Source organism: Dyadobacter luticola (genome assembly GCF_005860805.1).
GTDB classification, from domain to species: domain Bacteria; phylum Bacteroidota; class Bacteroidia; order Cytophagales; family Spirosomataceae; genus Dyadobacter; species Dyadobacter luticola.
The window spans coordinates 525,469-551,169 of record NZ_VCEJ01000008.1 but is presented as its reverse complement, the minus strand read 5'-3'; the positions used below and the strand labels follow the sequence as shown (position 1 = coordinate 551,169).

At 44.7% G+C, this 25,701-nt stretch carries 23 protein-coding genes; 12 read left to right on the top strand and 11 right to left on the bottom strand.

The features are described from left to right. Positions 1-22: 22 nt before the first annotated feature. Positions 23-907, bottom strand: a complete 885-nt coding sequence (locus FEN17_RS26270; RefSeq protein ID WP_138368376.1) for a glycosyltransferase family protein — start codon at positions 905-907, stop codon at positions 23-25. Positions 908-1,148: 241 nt separating this feature from the next. On the opposite strand from FEN17_RS26270, the gene FEN17_RS26265 reads away from it, so the two are divergent. After that, on the top strand, positions 1,149-2,147 hold the full coding sequence (locus FEN17_RS26265; RefSeq protein WP_138368375.1) for a ribonucleoside-diphosphate reductase small subunit: 999 nt from the start codon (positions 1,149-1,151) through the stop codon (positions 2,145-2,147). A 45-nt stretch (positions 2,148-2,192) separates the two neighbouring features. Here FEN17_RS26265 and FEN17_RS26260 read toward each other — a convergent pair whose 3' ends face one another. Then, positions 2,193-2,645 (bottom strand): regulatory protein RecX, encoded by a 453-nt coding sequence (locus tag FEN17_RS26260; RefSeq protein ID WP_138368374.1) that lies wholly within the window; start codon positions 2,643-2,645, stop codon positions 2,193-2,195. Between the two features lie 120 nt (positions 2,646-2,765). Between FEN17_RS26260 and FEN17_RS26255 the strand changes: the two genes are divergently transcribed. Further along, positions 2,766-3,578 (top strand): metallophosphoesterase family protein, encoded by an 813-nt coding sequence (locus tag FEN17_RS26255; protein ID WP_138368373.1) that lies wholly within the window; start codon positions 2,766-2,768, stop codon positions 3,576-3,578. A gap of 9 nt (positions 3,579-3,587) precedes the next feature. On the opposite strand, the gene FEN17_RS26250 is transcribed toward FEN17_RS26255, so the two are convergent. The 4 genes from FEN17_RS26250 to tyrS all read right to left on the bottom strand — a co-directional run bounded on the left by FEN17_RS26250 (position 3,588) and on the right by tyrS (position 6,845). Beyond that, the gene (locus FEN17_RS26250; RefSeq protein WP_138368372.1) at positions 3,588-4,709 is read right to left on the bottom strand and encodes a Fic family protein; all 1,122 of its coding nucleotides are present in this window, start codon (positions 4,707-4,709) and stop codon (positions 3,588-3,590) included. A gap of 128 nt (positions 4,710-4,837) precedes the next feature. Next, complete coding sequence (locus tag FEN17_RS26245) at positions 4,838-5,107, bottom strand: hypothetical protein (RefSeq protein WP_138368371.1); 270 nt, start codon at positions 5,105-5,107, stop codon at positions 4,838-4,840. Between the two features lie 63 nt (positions 5,108-5,170). Next, positions 5,171-5,380, bottom strand: a complete 210-nt coding sequence (locus FEN17_RS26240; protein WP_138368370.1) for a hypothetical protein — start codon at positions 5,378-5,380, stop codon at positions 5,171-5,173. Between the two features lie 169 nt (positions 5,381-5,549). Continuing rightward, on the bottom strand, positions 5,550-6,845 hold the full coding sequence (gene tyrS, locus FEN17_RS26235) for a tyrosine--tRNA ligase (RefSeq protein ID WP_138368428.1): 1,296 nt from the start codon (positions 6,843-6,845) through the stop codon (positions 5,550-5,552). A 149-nt stretch (positions 6,846-6,994) separates the two neighbouring features. On the opposite strand from tyrS, the gene FEN17_RS26230 reads away from it, so the two are divergent. Then, positions 6,995-8,767 carry a discoidin domain-containing protein gene (locus FEN17_RS26230; protein ID WP_138368369.1) on the top strand — a complete coding sequence of 591 codons (1,773 nt, stop codon included), beginning with the start codon at positions 6,995-6,997 and terminating at the stop codon, positions 8,765-8,767. Between the two features lie 3 nt (positions 8,768-8,770). Here FEN17_RS26230 and FEN17_RS26225 read toward each other — a convergent pair whose 3' ends face one another. From FEN17_RS26225 to FEN17_RS26215, 3 genes are all read right to left on the bottom strand, one after another. Then, complete coding sequence (locus FEN17_RS26225) at positions 8,771-9,364, bottom strand: Uma2 family endonuclease (protein ID WP_138368368.1); 594 nt, start codon at positions 9,362-9,364, stop codon at positions 8,771-8,773. Positions 9,365-9,434: 70 nt separating this feature from the next. Continuing rightward, a complete protein-coding gene (locus FEN17_RS26220) occupies positions 9,435-10,682 on the bottom strand; it encodes an S-adenosylmethionine:tRNA ribosyltransferase-isomerase (RefSeq protein WP_138368367.1) in 1,248 nt (415 codons plus the stop codon). A gap of 7 nt (positions 10,683-10,689) precedes the next feature. Continuing rightward, positions 10,690-11,202, bottom strand: a complete 513-nt coding sequence (locus FEN17_RS26215; RefSeq protein ID WP_138368366.1) for a hypothetical protein — start codon at positions 11,200-11,202, stop codon at positions 10,690-10,692. A gap of 407 nt (positions 11,203-11,609) precedes the next feature. Here FEN17_RS26215 and FEN17_RS27555 point away from each other — a divergent pair, with 407 nt between their 5' ends. From FEN17_RS27555 to FEN17_RS26200, 3 genes are all read left to right on the top strand, one after another. Then, complete coding sequence (locus FEN17_RS27555) at positions 11,610-11,777, top strand: hypothetical protein (RefSeq protein WP_205748187.1); 168 nt, start codon at positions 11,610-11,612, stop codon at positions 11,775-11,777. Next, complete coding sequence (locus tag FEN17_RS26205) at positions 11,749-12,309, top strand: cob(I)yrinic acid a,c-diamide adenosyltransferase (protein WP_138368364.1); 561 nt, start codon at positions 11,749-11,751, stop codon at positions 12,307-12,309. Before FEN17_RS27555 ends, FEN17_RS26205 begins: the two co-directional genes overlap by 29 nt. A gap of 112 nt (positions 12,310-12,421) precedes the next feature. Further along, positions 12,422-13,489: a branched-chain amino acid aminotransferase gene (locus tag FEN17_RS26200; RefSeq protein ID WP_138368363.1), complete on the top strand. Its 1,068-nt coding sequence runs from the start codon at positions 12,422-12,424 to the stop codon at positions 13,487-13,489. Positions 13,490-13,547: 58 nt separating this feature from the next. On the opposite strand, the gene FEN17_RS26195 is transcribed toward FEN17_RS26200, so the two are convergent. Continuing rightward, the gene (locus tag FEN17_RS26195; protein ID WP_138368362.1) at positions 13,548-14,432 is read right to left on the bottom strand and encodes an AraC family transcriptional regulator; all 885 of its coding nucleotides are present in this window, start codon (positions 14,430-14,432) and stop codon (positions 13,548-13,550) included. Positions 14,433-14,678: 246 nt separating this feature from the next. Here FEN17_RS26195 and FEN17_RS26190 point away from each other — a divergent pair, with 246 nt between their 5' ends. The 5 genes from FEN17_RS26190 (at position 14,679) to FEN17_RS26170 (ending at position 23,175) form a co-directional block, all read left to right on the top strand. Next, positions 14,679-16,511, top strand: coding sequence for a sodium:solute symporter family protein (locus FEN17_RS26190; protein WP_138368361.1), 1,833 nt, complete (start codon positions 14,679-14,681; stop codon positions 16,509-16,511). A gap of 281 nt (positions 16,512-16,792) precedes the next feature. Next, a complete protein-coding gene (locus FEN17_RS26185) occupies positions 16,793-19,978 on the top strand; it encodes a SusC/RagA family TonB-linked outer membrane protein (RefSeq protein ID WP_138368360.1) in 3,186 nt (1,061 codons plus the stop codon). Positions 19,979-19,991: 13 nt separating this feature from the next. Then, positions 19,992-21,590 carry a SusD/RagB family nutrient-binding outer membrane lipoprotein gene (locus tag FEN17_RS26180; protein ID WP_138368359.1) on the top strand — a complete coding sequence of 533 codons (1,599 nt, stop codon included), beginning with the start codon at positions 19,992-19,994 and terminating at the stop codon, positions 21,588-21,590. Between the two features lie 104 nt (positions 21,591-21,694). Beyond that, positions 21,695-22,210 (top strand): cupin domain-containing protein, encoded by a 516-nt coding sequence (locus tag FEN17_RS26175; RefSeq protein ID WP_138368358.1) that lies wholly within the window; start codon positions 21,695-21,697, stop codon positions 22,208-22,210. A 32-nt stretch (positions 22,211-22,242) separates the two neighbouring features. Beyond that, positions 22,243-23,175 (top strand): DUF72 domain-containing protein, encoded by a 933-nt coding sequence (locus FEN17_RS26170; RefSeq protein WP_138368357.1) that lies wholly within the window; start codon positions 22,243-22,245, stop codon positions 23,173-23,175. Between the two features lies 1 nt (position 23,176). On the opposite strand, the gene FEN17_RS26165 is transcribed toward FEN17_RS26170, so the two are convergent. Next, a complete protein-coding gene (locus tag FEN17_RS26165) occupies positions 23,177-24,124 on the bottom strand; it encodes an MBL fold metallo-hydrolase (RefSeq protein WP_138368356.1) in 948 nt (315 codons plus the stop codon). A gap of 81 nt (positions 24,125-24,205) precedes the next feature. On the opposite strand from FEN17_RS26165, the gene FEN17_RS26160 reads away from it, so the two are divergent. Further along, complete coding sequence (locus tag FEN17_RS26160) at positions 24,206-25,693, top strand: cryptochrome/photolyase family protein (RefSeq protein ID WP_138368355.1); 1,488 nt, start codon at positions 24,206-24,208, stop codon at positions 25,691-25,693. Positions 25,694-25,701 lie beyond the last annotated feature (8 nt).

Here is a 25,701-nt window from a genome sequence, read left to right as displayed (position 1 = left end):
TAACAAATATAAGGTTCTAATTTCAAATGTATTTGTAATTCCGGAACTCAAACAACCTCCGTCCGGTCTTTTTCTCGAACCAATACAGCAGCGCATCTTTCAGCTTGAATTTCTTTTTAGTAATGTCCAGGTCGACTTTCCAGTTCTGCCGCGCGATCCGGTTTTGCATTACTTTTGGATGTGTTTCTTCGAATTTCTTAATCGAATCAAACTCACTGTAATCAAACACATCCTCCGTTTTCAGAATCTTTTCCCACTTCTCATCATCATTCCAGAACCTACTCACATTCTTCATTTTTGTCTTCATCTGCGCCGGACTTTTCACCCAGCCATAATGATAAACTGCCGCGCCAGAATGCTTGACATTCAGTTTCGTATATCCTTTTCGAAAACCCTGCGCGTCCCGGAAAGCTGAAATTTCATACTTGCCGGCTTTATTTTCATTCCGGATAATACGGATTTCCCGGCGGTACCATTTCCGGCTGTCGCCGATGTAGTCATAGGTCCCATAAAAATGCACGTAGTCAAAAAGTAAACCTTCAACTTCTACATTATCAACATGTTGATTGCAAGATTCCAAAATTGCCGCGTGGTATTTTTCGTGCACCACTTCATCGCCCTGAATGTAAAATGCCCAGTCGGTATCCGCTGAAATCTGGCGCAAAGCTTTGTCCGTTTCTACTGCCAAAACTTTCCCGCCAGCCCGCAGCGACATATCCCACTCCGACTCTACAATCCTGATTTTCGGCGAGTTAATGCTTTTAATGAGGTCCAATGTTGCGTCGTCACTATACCCCACACTCACAAGCATTTCGTCCACAACCGGCAGGATCGAAGTGATCGCCTCGACGATCGGGTAGTCGTTCAAAACAGCATTTCTGATGATCGTAAATCCTGAAATCTTCAAGTTTAAGTGGAATTTATTTAATGAAATTCTTAAAAAAAATGGCGTCAGTAAGACATTGTGGCCCGTAAAGTTACGCGATTCCTGAGAAGAATTTTTCTAAACAGCCGCCGCAAATTGACTTCCGCGCCTTGGGTTTTCGGCTCAAAGTGGGTAGATTTGTTTTCCCTCAAAACTGGCTTTTCCAGTCAAAAAAGCTCAAACGTTATACATTACTGATCCCCGTAAATATTCAAAACTAACTATGTCACAAGAACTTACCAGGCAGGAACCCCTGTTGATCGAAGACCCTTTGCGTTTTGTATTGTTTCCAATCAAACATTCCGATATCTGGGAAATGTACAAACGTCACGAGGCGTCTTTCTGGACAGCGGAAGAAATAGATTTGTCCCAGGATATGAAGGATTGGGAGAACCTGTCTGACGGAGAGCGGCATTTCGTATCTCACGTACTTGCCTTTTTCGCAGCATCAGACGGAATCGTGAATGAAAACCTGGCAGTGAATTTTCTTAGCGAAGTGCAATATGCCGAGGCCAAATGTTTCTACGGCTTCCAGATCGCGATGGAAAACATACATTCCGAGACTTACTCGCTTTTAATTGATACTTACATTAAAGATCCCGTCGAAAAAGACCGATTATTAAGAGCGATTGAAACGGTTCCTTGTGTTGGTAAAAAGGCCGAGTGGGCTTTAAAATGGATCAACAGTCCGGTTTTCGCGGAGAGGATCATTGCATTTGCAGCGGTCGAAGGAATTTTCTTCTCAGGCTCTTTCTGCTCTATTTTCTGGTTGAAAAAACGTGGCTTAATGCCAGGTCTTTCCTTCTCTAACGAATTGATTTCCAGAGATGAAGGTTTACATTGCGAATTTGCTTGCCTGCTTTATACCCAACATATCGTCAACCAGCTTGACCCTGCAAGGGTGATCGAAATCATGCTCGATGCAGTTGAAATTGAGAAAGAATTTATTACCGAAGCGCTGCCGGTATCACTAATCGGGATGAATGCAGACTTGATGAAGCAGTACATCGAGTACATCGCAGATTTCTGGCTGGAAAGATTGGGCTGTGAAAAGCAATTCGGCTCCGCTAACCCGTTCGATTTCATGGAGTTGATCTCACTTCCAGGAAAAACCAACTTCTTCGAAAAACGCGTAGGAGAATATCAGAAAGCAGGCGTCATGAGTGGCGTAAAGGATAAAGATTCAGGCGGCCACAAAATTTCGTTTGATTCGGATTTTTAGAACTGTCATGCTGAGCGCACCGGGCCGCCGGGCGGTCGAAGCACGTCACAAACTTTCTAACTCCTTCCAAACCAACTCACTCTCATACCCTTTCCCCAGCGCAAATCGCGCAAGTTTTTGTTTCAATTTAAAAGGATCTGTTTCCGTTTTCGAAAGCAGGTCCTTCTTTTTTTGCAGTAATATCCTCAGGTTTTCGACATAAGCCTGGTCCCCGATTTCATTCATGCCCTGCTGAATGCTGTACGTGCTGATGCCCCGCCGCTGTAACTCCTGCTTTATTTTCATCCGTCCCCAATTCTTGATCCGGAATTTGCCGCCGGCATACGTTTTTGCAAACCTTTCCTCACTCAGATAATTCATCGAAATCAGTTCCGCAATCAGCTCGTCGGCCTCTTCGCCCCACACATTCCACTTCCGGAGCCGCTGCCGGACTTCCTCCTGCGTCCGCTCCTGGTAAGCACAATAAGACGCCGCTTTTTGCAGGATTAGGCGATCCATGAGTTGAAATTTTATATTAAATATTATTAACCAAATGCAAGAATAAAGAAAATATCACGGACGAATAACTATTTTTGAAATTATTAGCTACCCCAATCCTGACTCAAAACCTGCCCCCTGATGCGCTTCCAAAGACGGTCTTTTTTGAAACTTTTACCCGCTTTACCCGGAATCAATTTGCTCTCGAATGTTGAAAAATCGCCGAAAGCAAGGATTTCCATGCGCTTCATCGTCGCCTCTGACGGACATTATGGGCAGCCTGACACGGATTTCAAAACCATGCATTTGGATCTGATCGGCTGGGTCAACCGCGAGAAATTACAAAAAGGCGTCGATTTCCTTTTCTTCAACGGAGACCTCATCCACGATGATCCAACATTACTTTACGATTTCAAAAAAACGATCGCAAACCTCAGCGTACCGTTTTACGTCAGCCGCGGAAATCATGATAAAGTAGGTCTGGATGTGTGGCAAAGTACTTGGGGTTATCCCACAAACCACAGTTTTGCAAAAGGTGAATATGCTTTCGTGATCGGCGATACTTCCAATGAAAAAGGCGAGTACGTCTGCCCGAATGCCGCCTGGCTAAAAGCCGAACTCGCCAAATACGCTGACAAAAAAGGCATTTTCGTATTCCTGCACATTACCCCGGCCAAGTGGACGGTCAACGGAATCGAATGCAAAGAAGTGATCGACCTCTTCGAAAACACGCCCAACGTAAAAGCTATCTTCAACGGCCACGACCACGACCAGGACAGCACCAAACTCTACGGCAAAAAACCCTACTTCTTCGACGGCCACTTCGGTGGAAATTGGGGTACGGCTTACAAAGGTTACCGGATTGTGGAGATTTATGAGGACCATACGTGGCAATCGTATCAGTATAATCCCACGGCCGCGCCGGTTTTGAATACTTTTTCGGGGAAGTCATAAGCCTTCCTGCTACCGGAAAAGGGCCAGATAATCATTAAAGATAAAAAGCCTGTTACGCTGCCCACCAGAAATCTCACGGAGGATTTCAAGTTTTTCGAAGTCGGCCAACATTTTGTAATTCGTTGCTTTTGACTTGCCGGTGAGGGCCTCGATTCTACCTGCATCAATTACCGGCTGCTCATACAAGTAATTCACAATCTTCCTGGCTTCTGCTGCTCGGCTTCCAAAAGTCTGGATTTTGGCATCCAGTGTTTTTTGCAGCTGTAAAATGCCGTCGAAAGTTTTGATCCCTATTTTCGAAATTTCAATAACACCCACCAGGAAAAATTTCAGCCACTGATTGATGTCATTATGCGTCCTGGCCCGCATCAGATTGTCGTAGTACAATGTCCTATTTCTTTCAAAATAGTCAGATAAATACAAGATTGGCTGCTTCAATATCCCTTTATCCACCAGATAAAGCGTAATCATCAACCGACCGACGCGACCATTACCGTCCAAAAATGGGTGAATTGTTTCAAACTGATAGTGGATCAGCGCCACTTTCAGCAGGTCGGGCAGCTGATTCAGTTCATCATGGGCAAACTTTTCAATGTCCGACATCAGGTCCGCAATCGAAGTGTGGACAGGCGGCACGAATACCGCATCATTGATCGATGCGCCGCCAATCCAGTTCTGGCTTGTCCGATATTCCCCGGGCTGCTTATGCATTCCTCTGACGCCTTGCAGCAAAATTTTATGCGTCTGCCGAATTAGTCTCGATGAAAATGGAAGCGTATGTAGCTGTTTTATAGCATCATTCATAGCACTAATGTAATTCTGCACCTCCTCCCAATCATCCCGTTTTTCGGCAGCAATATCCTCTTTCCCAAGAAACGCCTCTTCCATATTTGTCCGCGTGCCCTCAATCTTCGATGACTGCGTCGCCTCCTTAGCAATGTGCATCCGAACATATAAATCAATGTTCACGTATTCTGAATACATATCGAGCTTCCCAAGATACCGATCCGCCTGGCTTAAAAGGCTAAGTACCTGCATATCATCGACCTGCCAATCGCGATTGATAGGCTCAGGCTGGAAACTTTTATAATATCCCTGACTGAAATGCTTACCCGCTTTGAAATTCTTCATCTTATCAGCTGAGACTTATTTATATGTTAGTTTAGATTTTGATAGCAAAACTAAACTAAGCGAAATCTTAATTCAAGTTTTGGACAAACATTAAATTAGAATTTCGCCAGCCAAGAGCCGAAACTTATCTACCACCTCACCCTCGTCTGCCCCAACTTCGTGATCAATGTCACAACCCGCAGATTATTAGCAATATGAACCCGAATTTCGGGCGTGACATTATCCACATCGTCCGAAAAAAGAAAGTCCTCAATCAATGTATTCAAAGAATTCACGATTTCCGCACTGCTATCTCGTTTGAAAAACTCACAGACAACATCGTGCTGCTCTCTTAATAATCTAGCTTCTTCATCTGACAAAGGATTTTGGTTGTTTGTAGCATTTGAATCAATGATCATTTTGATAGTGGTTATAGTTTAAAATATTTGTAGGAAAATCTTACAAAGCCGGTGCAAAAAAATTTACTTTTTATATGTTACTGAAACATTCACGTCAAAACCATATCGCTCCAAAATAGAAATCATCTTTTTTTGAGATATACCCTGCTTGAATGTAAAACTGCGCCAGGCACTTACTAACTCACCTTTCTTTTCTTCTGGTGGCAAATTTTTGTATACATGTTCTAAAAACCAGGCAAATGCCTCTTCGATAGAACTAAATGATTTTGACATTCAAAGATAATAGTTTTGTAAGAAAATCCTACAAACAGTCGTGGATTTTTCAAATTTAAAGAAAGGAGTTATGAAACCCATACAAAAAAAGGAGGCTCCTTTCGGAGCCCAAATAATTAACAACGATACTTCCTATAAACAGTGTGTTCCTCTGGAACACATTAAAATATTACATAACCCGAATCAAATGATTCTTCTTCCCCTTGGAAATCAACAAAAACCGGTTTTGCAGAAGCGAAAAATCACTCAAAGACTGCTCGGCTGAATTAACCTTTACCTTATTGACGCTCACAGCGTTTTGCTGAATTGCACGTCTCGCTTCGCCTTTTGATGCGTAGACTTCGGAGCGGGTTACGGTTGATATCAGGTCGGTAATGTTGGCGCATTCAGCCCATTCCTGGGATGTGATTTCGGTTTGAGGTACGCCGGCGAAAATGGCGTCAAACTCTTCTTCTTCAATGCCTTGCAATGTTTCCAGCGTTGCTTTTCCGAATAAAACTTCCGATGCCTTCAAAACAGTCTGATATGCTTTTTCTGAATGTATGCGGATCGTCAGCTCAGCGGCCAGCGCTTTTTGCATGATCCGCAAATGTGGCTCAGCGGCGTGGCTGGTTTCCAGGGCTTCGATTTCCTCGCGACCTTTCAGAGAAAATACACGCAGGTAGCGCGGCAGATCTTCATCAGCCTGGTTGAGCCAGAACTGGTAGAATTCGTAAGGAGAAGTTTTGGTACCGTCCAGCCAAATGTTCCCGCCTTCACTTTTACCAAATTTGGAACCGTCGGATTTTGTTAAAAGTGGCGTAGTTAACGCGTAAGCTTTAAAATAACCTTCTTCGTCGCCTTCCTTACGGCGGATGATTTCGGTTCCGGTCGTAATGTTGCCCCACTGATCGGAGCCGCCCATTTGCAGCCGGATATTTTTGTTTTTATATAAATGATAAAAATCGTAACCCTGCAAAAGCTGGTACGAAAATTCTGTAAATGAAATCCCGGTTTCGAGACGTTTTTTTACAGAATCCTTGGACATCATATAATTGACGCTCAGAAACTTACCTGCTTCCCGAAGAAATTGCAGAAAGCCGATATCTTTAAACCAATCATAATTATTGACCATCTCGGCAGAGTTCTCGCCGCAGTCAAAATCAAGGAATTGTTGGAGCTGCTTTCGGATACCTTCCTGGTTGATCTGCAAAGTTTCTTCATCCAGAAATGATCGCTCGGAAGCCTTAAATGACGGGTCGCCGATCATTCCCGTCGCGCCGCCCACCAATGCAAAAGGCTTATGGCCAGCACGTTGGAAATGCACCAGCAACATAATCGTGGCGAGGTTACCGATGTGGAGCGAAGAAGCAGTCGGGTCGAAACCGATATAACCGGCGGTCATTTCCTTGTTCAGCTGTTCCTGCGTCCCAGGCATCACGTCGTGCAACATGCCTCGCCACTTCAATTCCTCTATAAAATCAATGGTCATTTTATAAACTTTTACTTACATCTAATCGAACCGCAAAGGTAGAAGTTATCGCTTTTAAAAGTTGTTTTGACGCCCATGTTTTGGAAAATGCAGTCGGCATAATATCGGTAAACTGTCTATTTTAGTAGGATTAAAAGATTTTTATGAAACATATCATTAAGACATCCTCATGGGGGCTTGCTCTCATTTCACTCTATTTTCTGCTGACTTGCACGTTTGCAGAAGCGCAGACGACGTACTGCAACCCGATGGACATTGATTATAAATACAATTTTGAGCAGCTCAATGAAAACATCAGCTACCGCTCCGGGGCTGATCCTGTGATCATTAACCATAAAAACGAATACTTCCTTTTTGTGACAATTTCCGGCGGCTACTGGCATTCGAAAGACATGCTGCATTGGAAATACCTGACGGCCAACCGCTGGCCTTTCGAAGATATGTGCGCCCCGGCGGCGGTTTCGGTGCGGGATACGCTTTTTCTTTTTCAATCTACATTTGAGTCACGACCAATTTTATATTCCGTCGCACCAGAAAAAGGTATTTGGGAATTTTACAACCGCTGGACGCCGCGGTTACCGAAAGATATCGGCCCCTGGGATCCAGCCCTTTTTCACGACGCCGACACCGATAAATGGTATATGTACTGGGGCTCGTCGAATGTGTATCCGATTTTCGGCTCGGAACTGGATTACTCTAAAAGACTGGCATTCAAGGGACAGTATCAGGCGATGTTTTGGTTAAATCAATATGAGCACGGCTGGGAGCGTTTCGGTCCAAATCATTCCGATCCCTTCAAACCTTTCACGGAAGGCGCGTGGATGACGAAGCACAAAGGCAAATATTACCTGCAATACGGCGCGCCGGGGACGGAATATAACGTTTACGCAAACGGTACCTACGTCGGGAATTCGCCGCTGGGGCCATTTACTTACGCGCCTTACAATCCGGTTTCCTACAAGCCGGGCGGATTTGCAACCGGCGCTGGTCATGGGAATACATTTCAGGATAATTATGGAAACTACTGGAATACCGGTACCACCTGGATTGGTCTGAACTGGGGCATGGAGCGGCGAATTGTAATGCATCCAGCTGGTTTTGATAAGGACGGACAAATGTTTGCGAATACCCGCTTCGGAGATTTTCCGCATAAAATGCCGTCAAAAACCTGGTCAGGAAAGGGTGATGAATTGTTTACCGGTTGGATGTTATTGTCTTACAAAAAACCAGTAACTGCCTCATCAACATTGGATTCCAATGCAGCCGCAAAAATTACAGACGAAAATCCGAGAACATTTTGGGCAGCAAAACAGAATAAACCCGGCGAAACATTGACCATCGATTTGCAAACCGAGCAAGACATTAAAGCCATCCAAATCAACTACACCGATTACAAATCCAACATTTTTGACAACAAGCCTGAGAAGGTTTACACGCAATTTAAAATCCTGACGTCGAAGGACGGCCAAAATTGGGAACTCGCCAGCGACCTCTCGACCGAACCAAAAAGAGACCGCCCCTGCGCCTACATTGAACTCGCGAAGCCAGTGCGCGCGAGATACGTCCGCTACGAACACATATATGCTGCTTCACCAATTTTGGCCATCAGCGAATACCGGATTTTCGGAAATGGTACGGGCACCGCTCCGCAAACACCAAAAACTTTCACCGCAGCCCGGCAAAAGGACGCCCGCAATGCAGATTTAAAATGGGAAAAAGTACCAGGCGCAACCGGCTATAATGTGCTCTGGGGAATCGCGCAGGACAAATTATATCAGACATACCAGTTTTGGAACGACGAGCCGGACACCTTCGAGCTCAGGGCGTTGAATGTAGGAGTGCCTTACTTTTTTGCGATTGAAGCTTTTAATGAAAATGGGGTTTCGAAAATGAGTGAGGTCGTTTCGGTGAAGTAAGATTCAGATCTGATCTTCGTCTGGGATGAAGACAATGTTATCGTAAATCTCCGAAACTTCTATTTCGAAATCCAGTTTTTCCAGGTGAATAGTGTCTTCAGCATTATCAAATGTTTGATAAGACCAAATGTCGGGTTGATTTGTGCGGGAATACAGTTCGACGTAAAATTCATTTTGCGAAACAAGCATGTAATAGATCAGGGAATCTATTTTCTTGTACTGCCGTAATTTAAATCCACGATCGTAACTCGCCGATGATTTTGATAAGACTTCTACAAGAACCGACGGCTGTTTTACAATGTATCTGCCAGAAATATCATCTGGCGCGCAGGTTACAATGACATCAGGATAAGGATAATACAGATTCTCAATCGCTTCTACCTTCACATTTTCCGCAAAAACACGGCAGCCGAAAGGTTTGAAAAAATCTTTTAAGATAGTCCGGACATTGTCGACGATTTCATTATGATTCATCGTCGTGCCTGCCATAGCGAAGATTTCCCCGTCATAGTATTCATGACGGATATCGCTTTTTTCCTCCATTTCGAGGTATTCGGGTACGGTATATTTCGGTCCTGCCATTTGCGCTTGTCCCATGTGTGTAGAGTGTTAATGTGAAAGCAGCAAATTAAAGGATTGTTCTGAAACAAACACAATTGGCCTGGTCTCAGGAGTTCAACCAGAGCAAAGAACTGTCCCCGTAGCTCAGAAAGCGATAGTTTTTATCAAAAGCTTCGGTGTAAATCTTTTTCCAGTCGGGACCGACGAACGCTGCTACTAGCAAAATTAATGTGGAGCCAGGCTGATGATAATTAGTAATCAAGCCTTTGCAGAGCTGGAATTTGTATCTGGGAAAAATGAAGATCTCCGTTTCACCAGTCAAATGTTCCAATCCCTGAGAATCCATGAATGCTGCGATCGCTTGCAGGGATTCTCGCCCAGTAGGAAGTGTAGTTTCCAGCAAGGAATAGGGATATAATTTTTCAATCCAAAAATCAGTCGTTTCCTGCCTGATCAGCTTTACACCAAACCAGTAAAGACTTTCCAAAGAACGCATCGAGGTAGTCCCGACCGAAACAATTTTGTCCGACGAAAGAAGCTGATTAATCAAGTTTCTTGAAAAAACAATCTGCTCCGCGTGCATTTTGTGCTCCGTCACTGAGTTGACTTTGATTGGCAAAAATGTTCCAGCGCCAACATGCAGGGTCAAAAAAGCACGCTTAATGCCTTTTTTATCTAGTTTTTCAAAAACCCGATCCGTGAAATGCAAACCTGCTGTCGGGGCTGCCACGGCACCGTCGTGGTGGGCGTAAACTGTTTGGTAAGTTTGTTTGTCCTGCTCCTCGGTGTCACGATTCAGATATGGGGGAAGTGGAATTTCTCCGAGAGCTTTGACGATTTCAAGAAAATTATGCTCGCCGGACCAATTTAGCTGAACCAAGTTTCGGTCATAATCAGCGTAACTTGCTGTCAATCTCACAGTTTCACCGTTAATCTGCACCTCGGAAGACAAAATATCCTTCTGCTTCCAGCGCTTCTTATTCCCGATCATACATTCCCAAACACATTCATGCTTGACCAGCATGGCATCATTAATAATGCGTGTCGGCAGCTCAGGATGGAGCAACAAAATCTCAATTAATGCGCCGGTATCCTTCGTAAAATACGCCCGTGCCGGGATGACTTTGGTATCATTAAAAACGAGCAGCGCATCGGAAGGCAAATGTGCAGGCAGGTCGTAAAAATGTTTGTGGGAGATCGTGCCGCTTTTATAAATCAGCAGCTTCGAAGTATCGCGTTCAGGTAGCGGATAATGTGCGATCCACTCGTCCGGCAAGTCGTAAACGTAATCTTCTAGATTGATTAATGCTGCTTTTTCCAGCCAGTTATTAGCCGCTTTTTCCTCCCCTGCCATAATCCAATTACAATTTGTCCTCCGGAACTGGTGTCCACAGCAATCTTAGAGGAAGCAAAAAGACGAAAATGATCAATGCCAAACCGGCGTAATAAACCCAGGAAAAGTCGAACACATCCATTTTATAGTTGGTACTATTAATGGTCGCCAAAGCAAGAAGACTAAATCCGATGATGGTGTTGATAACCGCCACGAGGCAGAAAAGCCAGTTTTCCAGATGTTCATTTAACTCCTCGCGATGTTGCGCCCAGATTTTCTTGTTAAAGATTGGCAGGTGATTGGCGTCTACTTTGGAGATATGTCTCGCAAATGCGGTGATAATCACATTATTCAGCAGGAAAAGTCCCATCACAATGTAAAAAATGTGTTGCTTATCCACATACCTTTCTGCCAGGCCATTACTGGAAAAATCAACCGCAACCATTTCAGGGAAAAGAGAGTAAGTCCAAAGCAAGGCACCGACGACGAACAGTATCGACATCCAGCGCCAAACTTTGATTGCAAATGTGGTAATTTTCATGAATTTGTAACCTTCAAAGGTTTTTTTGCCATAGTAATCAGGCCGCAAAATTAGGTTGGGGAGTTTCTAAAACCTAATTGGGAATTGCTAACTTTGGAGACTTACTCTCCTTTTCATAACACACACTTATTGGATAATGATTGAATTTGAGTGGGATCAGAATAACATTAAGCACGTCTGTGACGACTATCCCGAAAGAGGGAATACGGTATTTGGGGTAGAAAGCGTTTTCTATGATCCTGATTTTTTAGTTACAAGTAAAAGGCTAATTAGAGGCGAATTAAGATATTATGCTGTTGGAGTCAATAGCCTGGAAATGGTTAAGGCAGTCGTTTATACGATTTCTGGCACCAAAGTGAGGCCAATAAGCTGTTGGCCAGCTAATAAACAAACTAAAAGATACTATTATGAAAACCGTAAAAACTAATAAGATAGCAGTAATCAAAAATGGTCATACCAGAAAGGAGATGGCAGAGATAGAAAGAGAAATGGTAAACAGCAAAGGCCCATTCTACACGCTCCAAGAAACCATCGAAATGTCCCGCAATGAAAATCTACACAAAGACAGGCGATAAGGGAATGACGTCCCTCATCGGAGGAACGCGCCTGAGCAAAGCGCATGTAAGAATTGAAGCATACGGCACTGTCGATGAGTTGAATAGCTACATTGGGCTGCTCCGCGATCAGCCGGTAAATGAAACCCGCAGGGACCAGCTCAAAGAAATCCAGGACCGGCTATTTACCATCGGCTCGCATCTGGCGTCCGAGCCGGAGCAAACCAAAAGAATATTGCCTGATCTCGAAGAAAGCGACATTTCATTGCTTGAAACGGAGATGGACCTGATCGAAGCCAAGATTCCTCCCCTCAGAGCGTTTGTCCTCCCGGGCGGACATCAATCCGTTTCTTTCGGGCATGTGGCGCGGACAGTTTGCCGCCGCGCCGAGCGGGCTGTGATCCATTTGCAGCAGAATGAAGAGGTCGAAAACATTGTCGTACGCTATCTCAACCGGCTTTCCGATTACCTTTTTATGCTTTGTAGAGCAATGACTTACGAGCTGAATGTGGAGGAAGTCACCTGGAAACCGCGGGTATCTCCGAAAAAATAATTGTTATACTAAATATCAATTATTTCCAGATTTAATTTTTTAAATTGCGGGACTGGAGAAATCCAAAGAATACCCTTTTTGAGAGCTTTTGAAAAATTAAATTCCGGGCATTATGACAGCCGACACCTTGCAAATTGAAGTTCAGCAAACCACCCAATCACGTTTGCAGGAGGTTGATTTTAACAACCTCGTTTTTGGACGGAACATCTCCGACCACATGTTCATCGCCGAATATCGGGAAGGCCAGTGGCACGATCCTCGGATCGTCCCTTATGGTGACCTATCGCTAAGCCCTGCAACTGCCGCATTGCATTACGGACAAGCGATTTTTGAAGGGATGAAAGCCTACAAAAATGATGAAGGCGAAGTGCTGCTTTTCCGCGCGATTGACAACTGGAAACGACTGAACAAATCGGCAGAACGTCTTTGCATGCCCACCATTCCGGAAGAAATTTTCATGAATGGTTTGACCGAATTGCTGCGCCTCGATGCAGGCTGGGTACCTTCTCAGCCTGGCTGCTCGCTGTACATTCGACCTTATATGTTCGCGACTGACCCATATATTGGTGTAAAACCATCTGATTCATACTACTTTATCATTTTCACAAGCCCGGTAGGTACTTATTATGCGAAACCGCCGCGCGTGAAAGTAGAGCAACATTTCATCCGCGCGGCAGAAGGCGGCGTGGGTGCTACCAAATGTGCAGGAAACTATGCAGGCTCACTTTATCCGGCAAAACTGGCCCAGCAAGAAGGTTACGACCAGCTGATCTGGACCGATGCCCGCGAACATGCTTACATTGAAGAATCAGGCACGATGAACATTATGTTTATCCTCGACGGAAAACTCGTAACTCCCTATGTTTCAGAAACCACGCTGGATGGAATTACACGAAAAAGTATTGTGGCTATAGCGCAGCATTGGGGTATCCCGGTGGAAGAGCGCCGCGTAAGTGTAAAGGAAATTATTGATGGTTTAAAAGACGGATCTTTGGAAGCGGCTTTTGGTGCAGGTACTGCGGTGGTGATTTCTCCGTTTGCGACGATTGCTTACGAAGGCGTGGATTATCCGCTTCCCGAAATCAAGGAAGACTCATTTGTAAACAAAGTAAAAACGTATCTGACCGACCTGCGCACCGGCAAAGAGGAGGATGTTTTTGGCTGGATGCTGAAAGTGTAGTTGTTCTTAGAAACATTAAAAAAGCTCAAACTGGAAATCGGTTTGAGCTTTTTTGCATTTAAACAAAGGTTCGGGTGCCGGAATAATTGCCCCTGAATTCCTTCGGCGTACAGCCATTTTTATTCCTGAAAATGCGGTTGAAATAAGAGAGGTTGTTAAATCCGCATTTATAAGCTATCTCCGAAATCGTATCCGTCGTATTGATCAGGTACCGCGAAGCGTGGCCCAGCCGGATTTCGTTCAGACTTTCGATAAAAGTTTTTCCTGTCCGTTTTTTAATAAACCGGCTGAAAGAAACTTCCGACATCCCCGCCAGTTTAGCAACACTCGTCAAATTGATTTCCTTATCATAATGATCCCGCATGTGCGCAAAAACGCGTTCGATCCGCCGGCTGTTGAAGTTGACACTTTCCTCCGTAAACGTACTGTTCGACAGGGTCCGCATGTTCCGCGAAACCGACAGATCGTGCAGAATGGACATTAGTTCAAGAATCGAATCGAAGCCGCTTTTTTGGGACAAGGCCTGGAACCGGGGCATCAGCCGCTCGATGGTATCCCTGGAAAACGAAATCCCTTTTGCCGATTTTTCCAAAAGTGACCGAACAAAAAACAGCTGGTTGCGTTTCAGGAACTTGTCGTCAAAAAGATCTTTATGAAATTGTACTGTAATCTCCTGGACCTCAGGCATTCCCTGCTCCCACTTATAGCAATGTGTCAGCCAGCCGTGAGGGAGATTGTTTCCGACCAGCACCAGCTCGGCGTCGTCGATCACTTCGGTGTGGTCGCCAATGATGCGTTTTACACCTTTTCCGGAGAGAATCAGATTGAGTTCGTACTCGTCGTGGGTATGCAGCGGGAAGTCGAAGATGGTCTTACTTCTTGTAAAAACAGTAAAACAATCATATTGTGTCAGAGGGGTAATCTCACGGTAGATTTCATTCATAAGTTGTTAGGTTAAATTGTATGGTATCGACAAATAATGTCAAGAATGTATCACTACTATTTGTCAAATTTAATAATAATAAATACCTGTATAATCCAAGTTATTCTAATTTTTCATTTTTTATAGTGATTTAAAATACAAAATATCATAGTAATCCTCATAGCGATTGATGTATATCTTTTTGAGCCTGATAAAAATGTATTATACTGCCGGACGTAACCGCCGAAGCATCGCAGTCCTTCTCTTATGAAGTTGAAATTGATTGATTTTCTGGTCATCATCGGGTACCTGATTTTCGTACTGATCATCGGGTTTATCTTGAAAAAGCAGGCTGGCCGAAGCAAAAACGACTACCTGCTGGGAGGCAAATCCATTCCCTTCTGGATGCTCGGGATTTCCAATGCATCGGGGATGTTCGACATTTCCGGCACGGCCTGGATGGTGTCGATCATGTTTGTTTACGGTGTCAAAAGCATCTGGCTGCCGTGGCTCTGGCCGGTCTTCAACCAGGTTTTTTTGATGGTGTACCTCTCCATCTGGCTCCGAAAATCAAACGCTTCGACCGGCGCGGAGTGGATGCTCACTCGTTTTGGCAGTCAAAAAGACGGCGGGTTGGCGCACGGCATTGTTACCACCTTTGCGCTGATCAGCTGCCTGAGTTTCATGACTTACGCCTTCGTCGGGCTCGGCAAGTTTATTGAGATATTCCTGCCCTGGTCGATCATTCAACCTTACATTCCGCTGAATTTCTCTCCCGAGAATGTCCCGCATTTTTACGGCATCGTGTTTACCGTTTTCACAGTCATTTACTCACTTCTGGGTGGAATGAAAAGCATCGTCTGGGCCGATTTTGTGCACTATATCATCATGGTCATCATTTCTGTGGCGATTGCCGGGATAGCGATTCAGGCATTGCTGGGTCACGAAAGTCTACCCGTACCGGCTGGCTGGAAAGATTTGTTTTTTGGCAAAGAACTTGGCCTTGACTGGGATAACTACATTTCAGTTGTTAATCAAAAAATTCAGAGTGACCAGTTTTCTCCTTTTGGCTATTTCTTTGCTTTGATGGCTGCAAAAGGGATTTTGGCGAGCCTTGCCGGGCCGGTACCCAGTTACGATATGCAAAAAATCCTTTCCGCCAAAACTCCGCGGGAAGCTGCGCTGATGAGCATGGTCGTCAACATTGTATTGCTGCCGACACGGTATTTACTCATCGCCGGGGTCACGGTTCTTGGCTTGCTGCATTTTAAAGACATCAATATTTCGACGCCTTCGGGACTCGATTTTGAAAAAATTCTTCCGGCCGTGGTGAACCTGTACATTCCGCCCGGCCTGCTGGGACTTGTCGTGGTTGGGTTGATGGGCGCATTTATGAGCAGTTTTGCAGGAACATTCAACGCGGCGCAGGCTTACCTGCTCAATGACGTTTATCTCAAATCAATCAGTCCAAAGGCAAGCGAGAAGGACATAAAAAAAGTTACTTACGTGCTGGGCGTGGCCATCGTCATCATCAGCACATTGACGGGTTTGCTCGTTAAAGACGTCAACAGTACCTTGTTATGGATCGTTTCTGCATTATACGGCGGTTACATTGCCTCAAATGTCCTGAAATTTCACTGGTGGCGGTTTAACAGCTATGGCTTTTTTGCCGGAATGCTGACCGGCATCCTCTGCGCAATGATTTGTCCGGCATTATTCCCCGATACGCTGCCATTATTTTATTTCCCGGTAATCCTGCTGGTATCTGCCGTGGGCGCTATCGTAGGTTCGCTGCTCACACCGCCAACGGATTTGAAGGTTTTAAAATCGTTTTACAAAAACATTGAACCCTGGGGCTTCTGGCAGCCGGTTGTGAAAATGATCCGGGAAGAAAATCCTGATTTCCTACCCAAAAATGAGTTCTTCAAAGACAGTATCAATGTTGTTTTTGGGATCATTGCGCAAACCGCGCTCACGGCAATTCCGGTCTATGCTGTACTTCTGATGCCCTCGCAAACACTTGCGGCAATCGCCATTTTTTCAATTTGCGCGATGGCTCTTTGGAAAGGCTGGTATTTAAAATTACCAGTTAACAAATAAACGTATAGCTAGTATCGGTAAAAATCGGATATGTTAAAATACTGCAAGTATTTTAAAACAGCTTCTTGAAAGACATTCGGATAAGAATGTCTCCACGGGTCTCAAAAACGGCTTTTATAAAAATCAAACAGTAGCACCAGATTAATATGCCGTTAAAAAAGTGTTATTATTTGCTAAATGAGTACTATGTAATATAGGATGGACACGTGGTATATTTGATCTAATTTTTATCATTATTTCCCTGTATCATTATTAACCTATCCAGAAGTAAAAACAACTGTATGAAAAAAAATCTACTGATTAACATGTTGATACTGCTTTCTGTGCTCGCCCTCCCGGGTTTTGCGCAGGATATGACAGTATCCGGAAAAGTGACTGACGCAACCGGGGGTGAAATCGCCGGTGTAAACGTAGTCGTAAAAGGTACTACCCGGGGTACCTCGTCCAATGACAAAGGAGAATATAGTATCACTGTTGAGAAAGGTAAAACGTTAACATTCAGCTATATCGGTTACATCACCAAAGACGTGGTGGCCAATGCTACCATTCTTAATGTATCTCTGGCCGCCGAAGCCACCGCATTGAATGAGGTAGTCGTAACTGCCCTCGGTATCAGCCGCGATAAACGTGCGCTGGCATATTCTATCACGGAAGTGAGCGGAAGTAATCTTACCGCCGCCCGCGAAGCCAACCTCGGTAATGCATTGGCCGGACGTGTAGCGGGTGTGAACGTGAGCAAAGTAGCTTCCGGACCAGCCGGTTCTTCGCGCGTAATTATCCGTGGTAACAAATCATTGCAGGGAAACAACCAGCCATTATATGTAATTGATGGTATCCCGATGGACAACAACAACTTCGGACAGGCAGGTCTTTGGGGAGGATCTGATGAAGGAGACGGTTTGTCGAGTATCAACCCGGACGACATTGAGTCGATCACCGTACTGAAAGGTGCAAATGCGGCGGCTCTTTACGGATCACGCGCATCCAATGGTGTTATCAACGTCACTACAAAACGCGGCTCCAAAAGAAAAGGTGTCGGCGTAGAATTTGGATCAAATTATGTTTTTGAAAAACTGAATGATCTTTCCGACCTGCAACATTCTTATGGCGCGGGTGGTCTTGCAAATGGCGTGGCTTCGAAACCTGTTAACCAAAACCAGGCATACGAATGGGGAGACGATTCCTGGGGACCAAAATATGACAACAGCCAGGTTATCGGATTTGATGGAAAAATGCATCCATATTCATATTCAGGGGATAATTTTTCAAGATTCCTGAAAACCGGGCACGCATTTACCAATAGTCTTGCATTCTCAGGAGGAAATGAAAATCAGGCTTTCCGTGCGTCGGTAACCAACCTGAAAAGTACTACCATCATTCCAAATTCAGGATTTGACAGGATCAACTTATCATTATCTACAAATGGTAAGTTTGGCAAAAGACTTTCTTTCGACGCCAAAGTGCTTTATTCAGAAGAAAAAGCGAAAAACCGTCCAAACCTTTCCGACTCACCAGGAAATGCGATCCAGGCCATCTGGCGTATCCCGGGAGATTACAATGTGCTTGATTATAAGGGTGATCCTAACAAGCTGGGTGCTATTCCAGCAGGAACGGATGCTGCAAGCTTAGGTATCTGGGGTAAAGTTGTAGGTGAAGAATACCAGCAGGCGAATAACAACTGGGGCCAAAATCCATACTGGACGGCTTATCAGTTTATCAAAACAGATAAAAAGAACCGGATCATCACATCAGGTCAATTGAAATACCAAATCACAGACTGGCTGTTTATCCAGGGACGTGTAGGTATGGACAAATACGAGCGCCGCGCAGAATCATTAACTCCCGAAGGAACTGGCTATCAGCGTGGTGGAGCCCGGAACATGGGTACCTGGAATGTGTCTGAGATCAATGCTGAATATACGATTGGTTTCAACAAGGAATTCGGAAAACTGGGAATTACAGCTTTCGGAGGCGGAAACCGCATGAGAAGGACATACGACTATAACAACATTTATGGTAATGGTTTCAATGTCCAGTTCTTCCCTGCTTTGAACAACGTGAAAGGGAAATCGTGGGATTACGATTACAGCGAAAGCGGTATCAACTCACTTCTGGGATCGGCAGAAGTTTCATGGGATGGTTATTTGTTCCTGACTGCCACCGCGCGTAATGACTGGTTCTCAGTACTTAACCCGGCGACAAACAGCATTCTATATCCTTCTATTGGAGGTAGCTTTGTATTCTCAGACGCATTCAAATCGCTCCCTACCTGGTTGTCTTATGGTAAAGTGCGGGCGTCGTGGGCGCAAGTGGGTAATGCAACCATCGGACCATACCAGACCAACCTGACTTATTCGCTGAACGGAAACCCGCATTTGGGCTATCCGATGGCATCTTTCTCCCAGGCGATGGGCAACGGTGGTAACATTCCTAACCCGAACCTGAAACCGCTGACAGTGAGTGAAACTGAATTGGGTATCGACTTCCGCCTATTCAACAACAAACTGGGCGTTGATTTCACTTACTATGATCAGCAAACTACCGACGATATCCTGAACGCGACTATTTCAAGAGCATCAGGTTTTGGTAGTACTTCGGTGAACCTTGGTAAACTTCAAAACCGCGGTATCGAGCTTCTTTTGACATTTACCCCGCTCAAAACCAACAACCTGAACTGGGATATGACTTTGAACCTTGCTAAAAACAACAACAAGGTAAAATCATTGATCGAAGGAACTACCGAGCTGGTGATGGACGAACCTCGTACGAGAAATGCTTACATCAAAAATATCGTAGGACAACCTTTCGGTATGATCACAGGTCGCGTGCAGAAAATGTCGCCAGATGGCCAGCCGGTATTCTACAGCGACGGACGTCCGGTAGGAACCTCAGGCTATGAAGTGATTGGTAATGGTATCGCAAAACTGACCGGTGGTTTAACCAACTCATTCAATTACAAAGGAATAGACCTTTCATTCCTGGTGGATTTCAAAGTGGGTGGCGACATTCTTTCTGGCACTAACATGAGACTTGACCAGTGGGGATTGAGCAAAAACTCATTGCAGGGAAGAGAAGGCGAGGCTCCTCTGACAGTAACCGGTGTTACGCAGGAAGGCACAGAATATAAGCCGTTTACCAAAACTTTGACTCCTCAGGAAGCATATAACTACTGGGGTTCAGTAGGTGGTGAAACGGACGCGGTGACGACCAAATATCTGTACGATGCTTCTTTCGTAAAATTGAGGCAGCTGACATTGGGCTACTCAGTTCCAAAAAGATTCCTTGAAAAAACACCTCTGCAAGCACTTTCGCTCTCTTTCGTAGGTCGTAACCTGGCTATTCTTTTCAAGAACACGCCGAACATTGATCCTGAGTCCAACTATTCTAACGGAAACTCACAAGGCTTTGACTACTTCGGTTTCCCATCGACGCGCAGCTACGGTTTCAATTTGAGAGCAACATTCTAATTCTGAACAAAAAATGAAAAACATCAAAAAATATATAAAGTACGGTTTGGTAGCGGTTCTGGCATCTGGATGTGACACCAACCAATTGCATGAACTGAACATTAACCCGCAGGCTCTCAACCAGGTAGATCTCAACCTGATCTTCACCACGACGGAGCTGGCCATCGCATCCAACGGTTCTACCGGCGATAACCGCTACATCGACTGGCGGACAAACATTGGCTGGTGCGCCTACGCGATCCAGCAGCTGGCGAGCTCTGGTGGCGGTATTTCTCCGGGTGATAAGTATCAAAGCAATGCTGAAACGAACGCGGCGCCTTTTGAATTTACTTATAATGACCAGTTGAAAAACATTGCTGAGATCCTGAAACAATCGGGACCAGGTGGTTTTGCGGAAGGTAAATATGTCAACATGCGCCAGGCAGCGCGTATTATCCGTGCTTTCAGCTTTGCAAGATTGACCGATTTTTACGGAAACATTCCTTACAGCGAAGCTAATCAGGGTACAAGCGGTATCTTCTTTCCAAAATATGATACGCAGGAAGCGGTTTATACCGACCTGCTGAAAGAACTGGACGAAGCCTGCTCGACTCTGAATGCAAGCAACCCGGACGAAAATTTCGGCGCGCACGATTTCATTTACAATGGTGATATCGCGAAATGGAAGAAATGGGGATATTCTCTGATGCTGCGTCTCGCGATGCGTATCTCGAATGTAGACGCTACCAAAGCAGCCACTTATGTGACCAAGGCAGCAGCAGGCGGTGTTTTCACAAGCAATGCAGATAATGTTTGGATTAAAATGGCAGACGGACCGAGCGAGTGGGTTAACCAGAATGGTATTTCCCGTGCATTCGATCCAGGTGACGGCGGCCAGCCTTCCTACCTGAGCGCTACTTTGGTTGACTATTTGAAAGGTACCAACAAAGCAGTTGTAACAGACGACGATCCTCGCCTGATGATCATCAGCGGCGGCATCGGTGAGTGGACAGCCTCTGCTTACAAACCGATTACAGTGGATCCCCTGAAACAGAAAGGTATGCCAAATGGATTTGACCAGGCAATGCTCGACAAACTGGAAGGCAAGACTGTGGACGTAGCCAAAACTTATTCCCGCATCAATGTGAAAATGTTGCAGGATTCTGATCCTTATCAGATCATGAATTACGGGGAAGTTGAACTTCTGATGGCCGAAGCAATTGAAAGAAAAATCGGAACAGGCATGACTGGAACTGCCAAATCTCACTATGAGGCAGGCGTAAAAGCTTCCATGCAAATGTATACGCCTTACGATGCTTCCCTCACCGTATCCGATGCAGCCGTAGCCGCCTACCTGAAAACCTATCCTTACGGAGTGACGAAACCTGCATTAGAAATGATCGGCGAGCAGCTTTGGGTTAATAAATTCTTTAACTGGTGGGAAGCCTGGTCCGATTGGAGAAGAACAGGTTACCCTAAACTGACACCAACTAACTATCCTGGTAACCTTACAAATGGTACAATCCCGGTAAGATTGAGATACCCGACTAACGAGGTGGCGGGTAATCCCAACTACCAGACGGGCGCGACGCTTCCGGACGATTTCACTACCAAAGTTTGGTGGGACAAATAGTATAAATTAGTAGATATAATTCAGAAGATGCCCTGAAGATTTTTGGGGCATCTTTTTGTTTTTTATCCTATTTTTGAGCTCACCCGATTCTTTATTATTCCAACATGATACAGTCATTTACGGCGGATGCCGACAAGGATGTTGTTTTTGCGAAGGTCCAGCAGTTCATAGATGAGCAGGGATTTACGGTAGTAAGTAAGGATCATTCCCGGCCCTGGGGTGGTTTTTTTGTTTTGGAAGAAAGCGAAGCACCAAGATTTATTTCAACGTTCTTCCCCCACAAATCCCTCGAAGATTTTGCAGGTTACGAAAAACTGAGCCCCAAAATATTGGTTGTAGCACCCAACAAGCGCCTTTCATGGCAGTACCACCACCGCCGCGCCGAAATCTGGAAAGTAATCGGCGGCAATGCAGGTATCGTAATCAGCGACACTGATGACGAAACCGAATTACAACAATTACCGATCGGCACCGTCATCGAGCTGAAACAAGGTGAGCGTCACCGTCTTGTAGGCGTCGACGAGTGGGGTTTCGTAGCCGAAATCTGGCAACATACTGACCCAAGCAATCCATCTGATGAAGATGATATTGTTCGCGTGCAGGATGATTTTGGACGGTAAATCAATATTTTTTATTCCTAAAAAGACCTTTTATGAAATTCGGTAAAGTCGAGAACCCTGATGATGTTGATTTCAAATTGCCGCCCGATGCTGCTGTCAACAAGGACATCTTGGGTGCGGCGGGGAATGCTGGCCAGCCGGGTATTTTTATCGGATGTGCCAAATGGAATAAAACGGACTTGAAAAGCTTTTATCCAAAAGGGACTAAAGACGAGCTCGCTTATTACGCGACGCAGTTCAACAGCATTGAACTGAATGCGACTTTTTATAATAACTTTCCGATTGAAACCATCGAAACCTGGTACAACAAAACGGCACCGGGTTTTAAGTTTTTTCCAAAAATCCATCAGGGAATTAGTCACTGGAAAAGGCTGAAAGACGCGAAAGAACCGCTCGACCAATACCTTGACGGCATTGCGCATTTACAGGAAAAACTGGGCATGATATTCCTTCAAATGCCGGATAATTTTGGCCCGAAAAACTGGGATGCATTGAAAAGCTTCCTGGAAGAGTGGCCTTCCGGTTTCCCGCTCGCGCTGGAATTGCGCCACACCGGCTGGTACGACGGCTCTTTTAAAACCGAAGACCTATACGAGGTGATGGAAGCCAAAAACATTACGCACATTGTTACCGACTCGGCCGGACGCAGGGATTTGCTACACATGCGCCTGACCACGCCGACGGCATTTATTCGCTACAATGGTGCCAATGTAGATTCGGATTATACCCGGCTCGACGACTGGTTTGAGCGCCTGAAACTTTGGGTGGAAGAAGGTATTCAGAACATTTATTTTTTTGTTCACCAAAACCATGAAGAAGCGTCACCGCTGCTCTCTGGTTATCTGATCAAGAAATTTAATGAGGAATTGGGTACGAACATTCACGTGCCAATTAATCCAACACCGCCGGAACCGAGGACGGCAGAGCCTAAAACAAAGACCGCAGCACCGAAGACCAAAAAGTAATTTATCTCAACTCCAATTGGGTGCCCTGCTGAGGAAAAATTAGATCCAAGCCAAGTGAATTCGCCGCTTTTAATTCGTTTGTAATCGTTTGCTCATTTTTGCTGGAAGGCTTGATATGGGAGACGATTACATTCAGATTTTTAACATTTTCCTTTCCCGCGAAACCGGCCAGTTTTTGCAGTTCTTTCATCAGCCAGTTGGGTGTTAAATGTCCATATAATTGTCTGTCAGGCTGGATATTAGGATAAGATACTTCCAGGAAAATTCCCTTTAATTTCTTATTTAAAACCAAAGGAGCTACTGTTTTCCAGACGATCTCCATTTTATTACTTTTCTCGATTTCATCCGGTCCGGTATCACCAAAATAGAGTAAATAATTTTCCCCGTTTTTAATCAGAAAAGCAGCACTTTCGTAGGGATTGGAATGACTTAATTTAAATCCTTGCACCGACATTTCAGTCTGATCGATCGGGATATTCTGATTTTCCGAGAGTAATTTATACGTATATTTTTTCAGCGCCGGAGCTTGTCCTTCATTGCCCATATTCGGCCAGCTTTGCCAGTTGAAATAATGGTTTTTAATGGTTTCAATGCATTGTTCAAATCCATACACATTTTTCGCAGTATCCTCGGGAGAATTGATAATCATCCCCGACAAATGATCGAGATGGGGATGTGAAATGAAATAGGCTTTGATATACTTTCTCAAAACAACATTCGCCGCCACCGGAAAAACCTTCTGATCCACAGCCTTTTGAATTCCATTTGTGATTGTCCCGGCATCCAGACAGATATAGTTATCAGATCCGACCGGCGCGACCATATAAGCCGAAAGGTTACCATCTTCCCCACCACCTTTCACCCCCAGCGGCACAATTTTAAAACCGTCCTGACCGAAACAAGGCATATTTTGAAACGCGACAAAAAGGAATAACAAGAGGATTCGCATGATTTTGATAGAGATTTGGGAAGTCTGTTTTGAGTTTTAAAGATAGACAATTACGGTTTTGAAGCGGCTAACATCGAACTTATGAAAGCAATTACGCTGGTATTTCCGCATCAGCTATTTGAAAAAAATCCCGCGATACATGCGGGCCGCGACATTGTGCTGGTGGAGGAAACATTATTTTTCAATCAATTTCATTTTCATAAACATAAGCTGGCCTATCATCGGGCGACGATGCAGACTTACCGGCAGTTTTTGGAAAGTAAAGCGCACAAAACCGGCTATATCGAGGCGCACAAAAATCATTCGGATATCCGGAAATTGATTCCCTATCTGCAAAACAAAGGGGTTACCGAAATACATTACGTTGACGTGACCGACGACTGGCTGCAAAAGCGGCTGGAAAATGCCTGTAAAAAAGCCAACATTGAATTGATCCGCTACGAAACGCCGATGTTTTTGAATTCGTCGGAAGATCTGGAAGCATATTTTGGCAACAAGAAGAAATATTTTCAGGCCGATTTTTATTCTTATCAAAGGAAGAAACTTAAAATACTGGTCGATGAAAGCAGTGACCCGACCGGTGGAAAATGGAGCTTTGATACAGAAAACCGACTAAAATTTCCCAAAAAACAGACGCCGCCAGACATTGATTTTCCAGAGAAAAATGAAATCTGGAAAGAAGCCTGCGAGTACATTGAAAAACATTACCCCAAAAATTACGGTGACATTCCGGCTGAAATTCAGTTTCCCACAGACTTCGAGCATAGCAAATTCTGGCTGCGCCAGTTTCTCAAAAAGCGGTTTCAGGATTTTGGAAAATATGAGGATGCGATCGTGACAGACCAGCATTTCCTGCACCACAGTGTGATGACGCCAATGCTGAATACGGGCTTACTGACGCCAAAATATGTAATTAGTGAAACATTACAATTCGCTGAATCAGAGAATATTCCGATTAATTCACTGGAAGGTTTTGTCCGGCAGATTATTGGATGGCGGGAGTATATGCATGGGGTTTATGAATTCAAAGGCAGTAAGCAGCGCACTCGAAATTATTGGGAATTCAAACGGAAACTTCCTGAATCATTTTGGACAGGTGAAACCGGTATTGAACCGGTAGACATTGTGATCAAAAAAGTGTTGGCAACGGGCTATTGTCATCACATAGAGCGCCTCATGGTGATGGGTAATTTCATGTTGCTCTGTGAATTCGACCCGGACGATGTGTACCGCTGGTTTATGGAATTGTTCATTGATGCTTACGATTGGGTGATGGTCCCAAATGTGTACGGCATGAGCCAGTTTGCCGACGGAGGCCTGCTATCCACCAAACCGTACATCAGCAGCAGTAATTATCTCCTGAAAATGAGCGACTTCCCAAAAGGTGACTGGCAGGAAATCTGGGACGGGCTTTTCTGGCGGTTTATGGACAAGCACCGAAATTTTTTTACCAAAAATCCGAGACTTGGAATGCTGATCCGAACATTCGACAATTTACCGGAAGAAAAAAGAAAAGCACATCTGGAACATGCAAATGGCTTTTTAAGTAAACTGGATCACGCGAAATAAACCTGAAT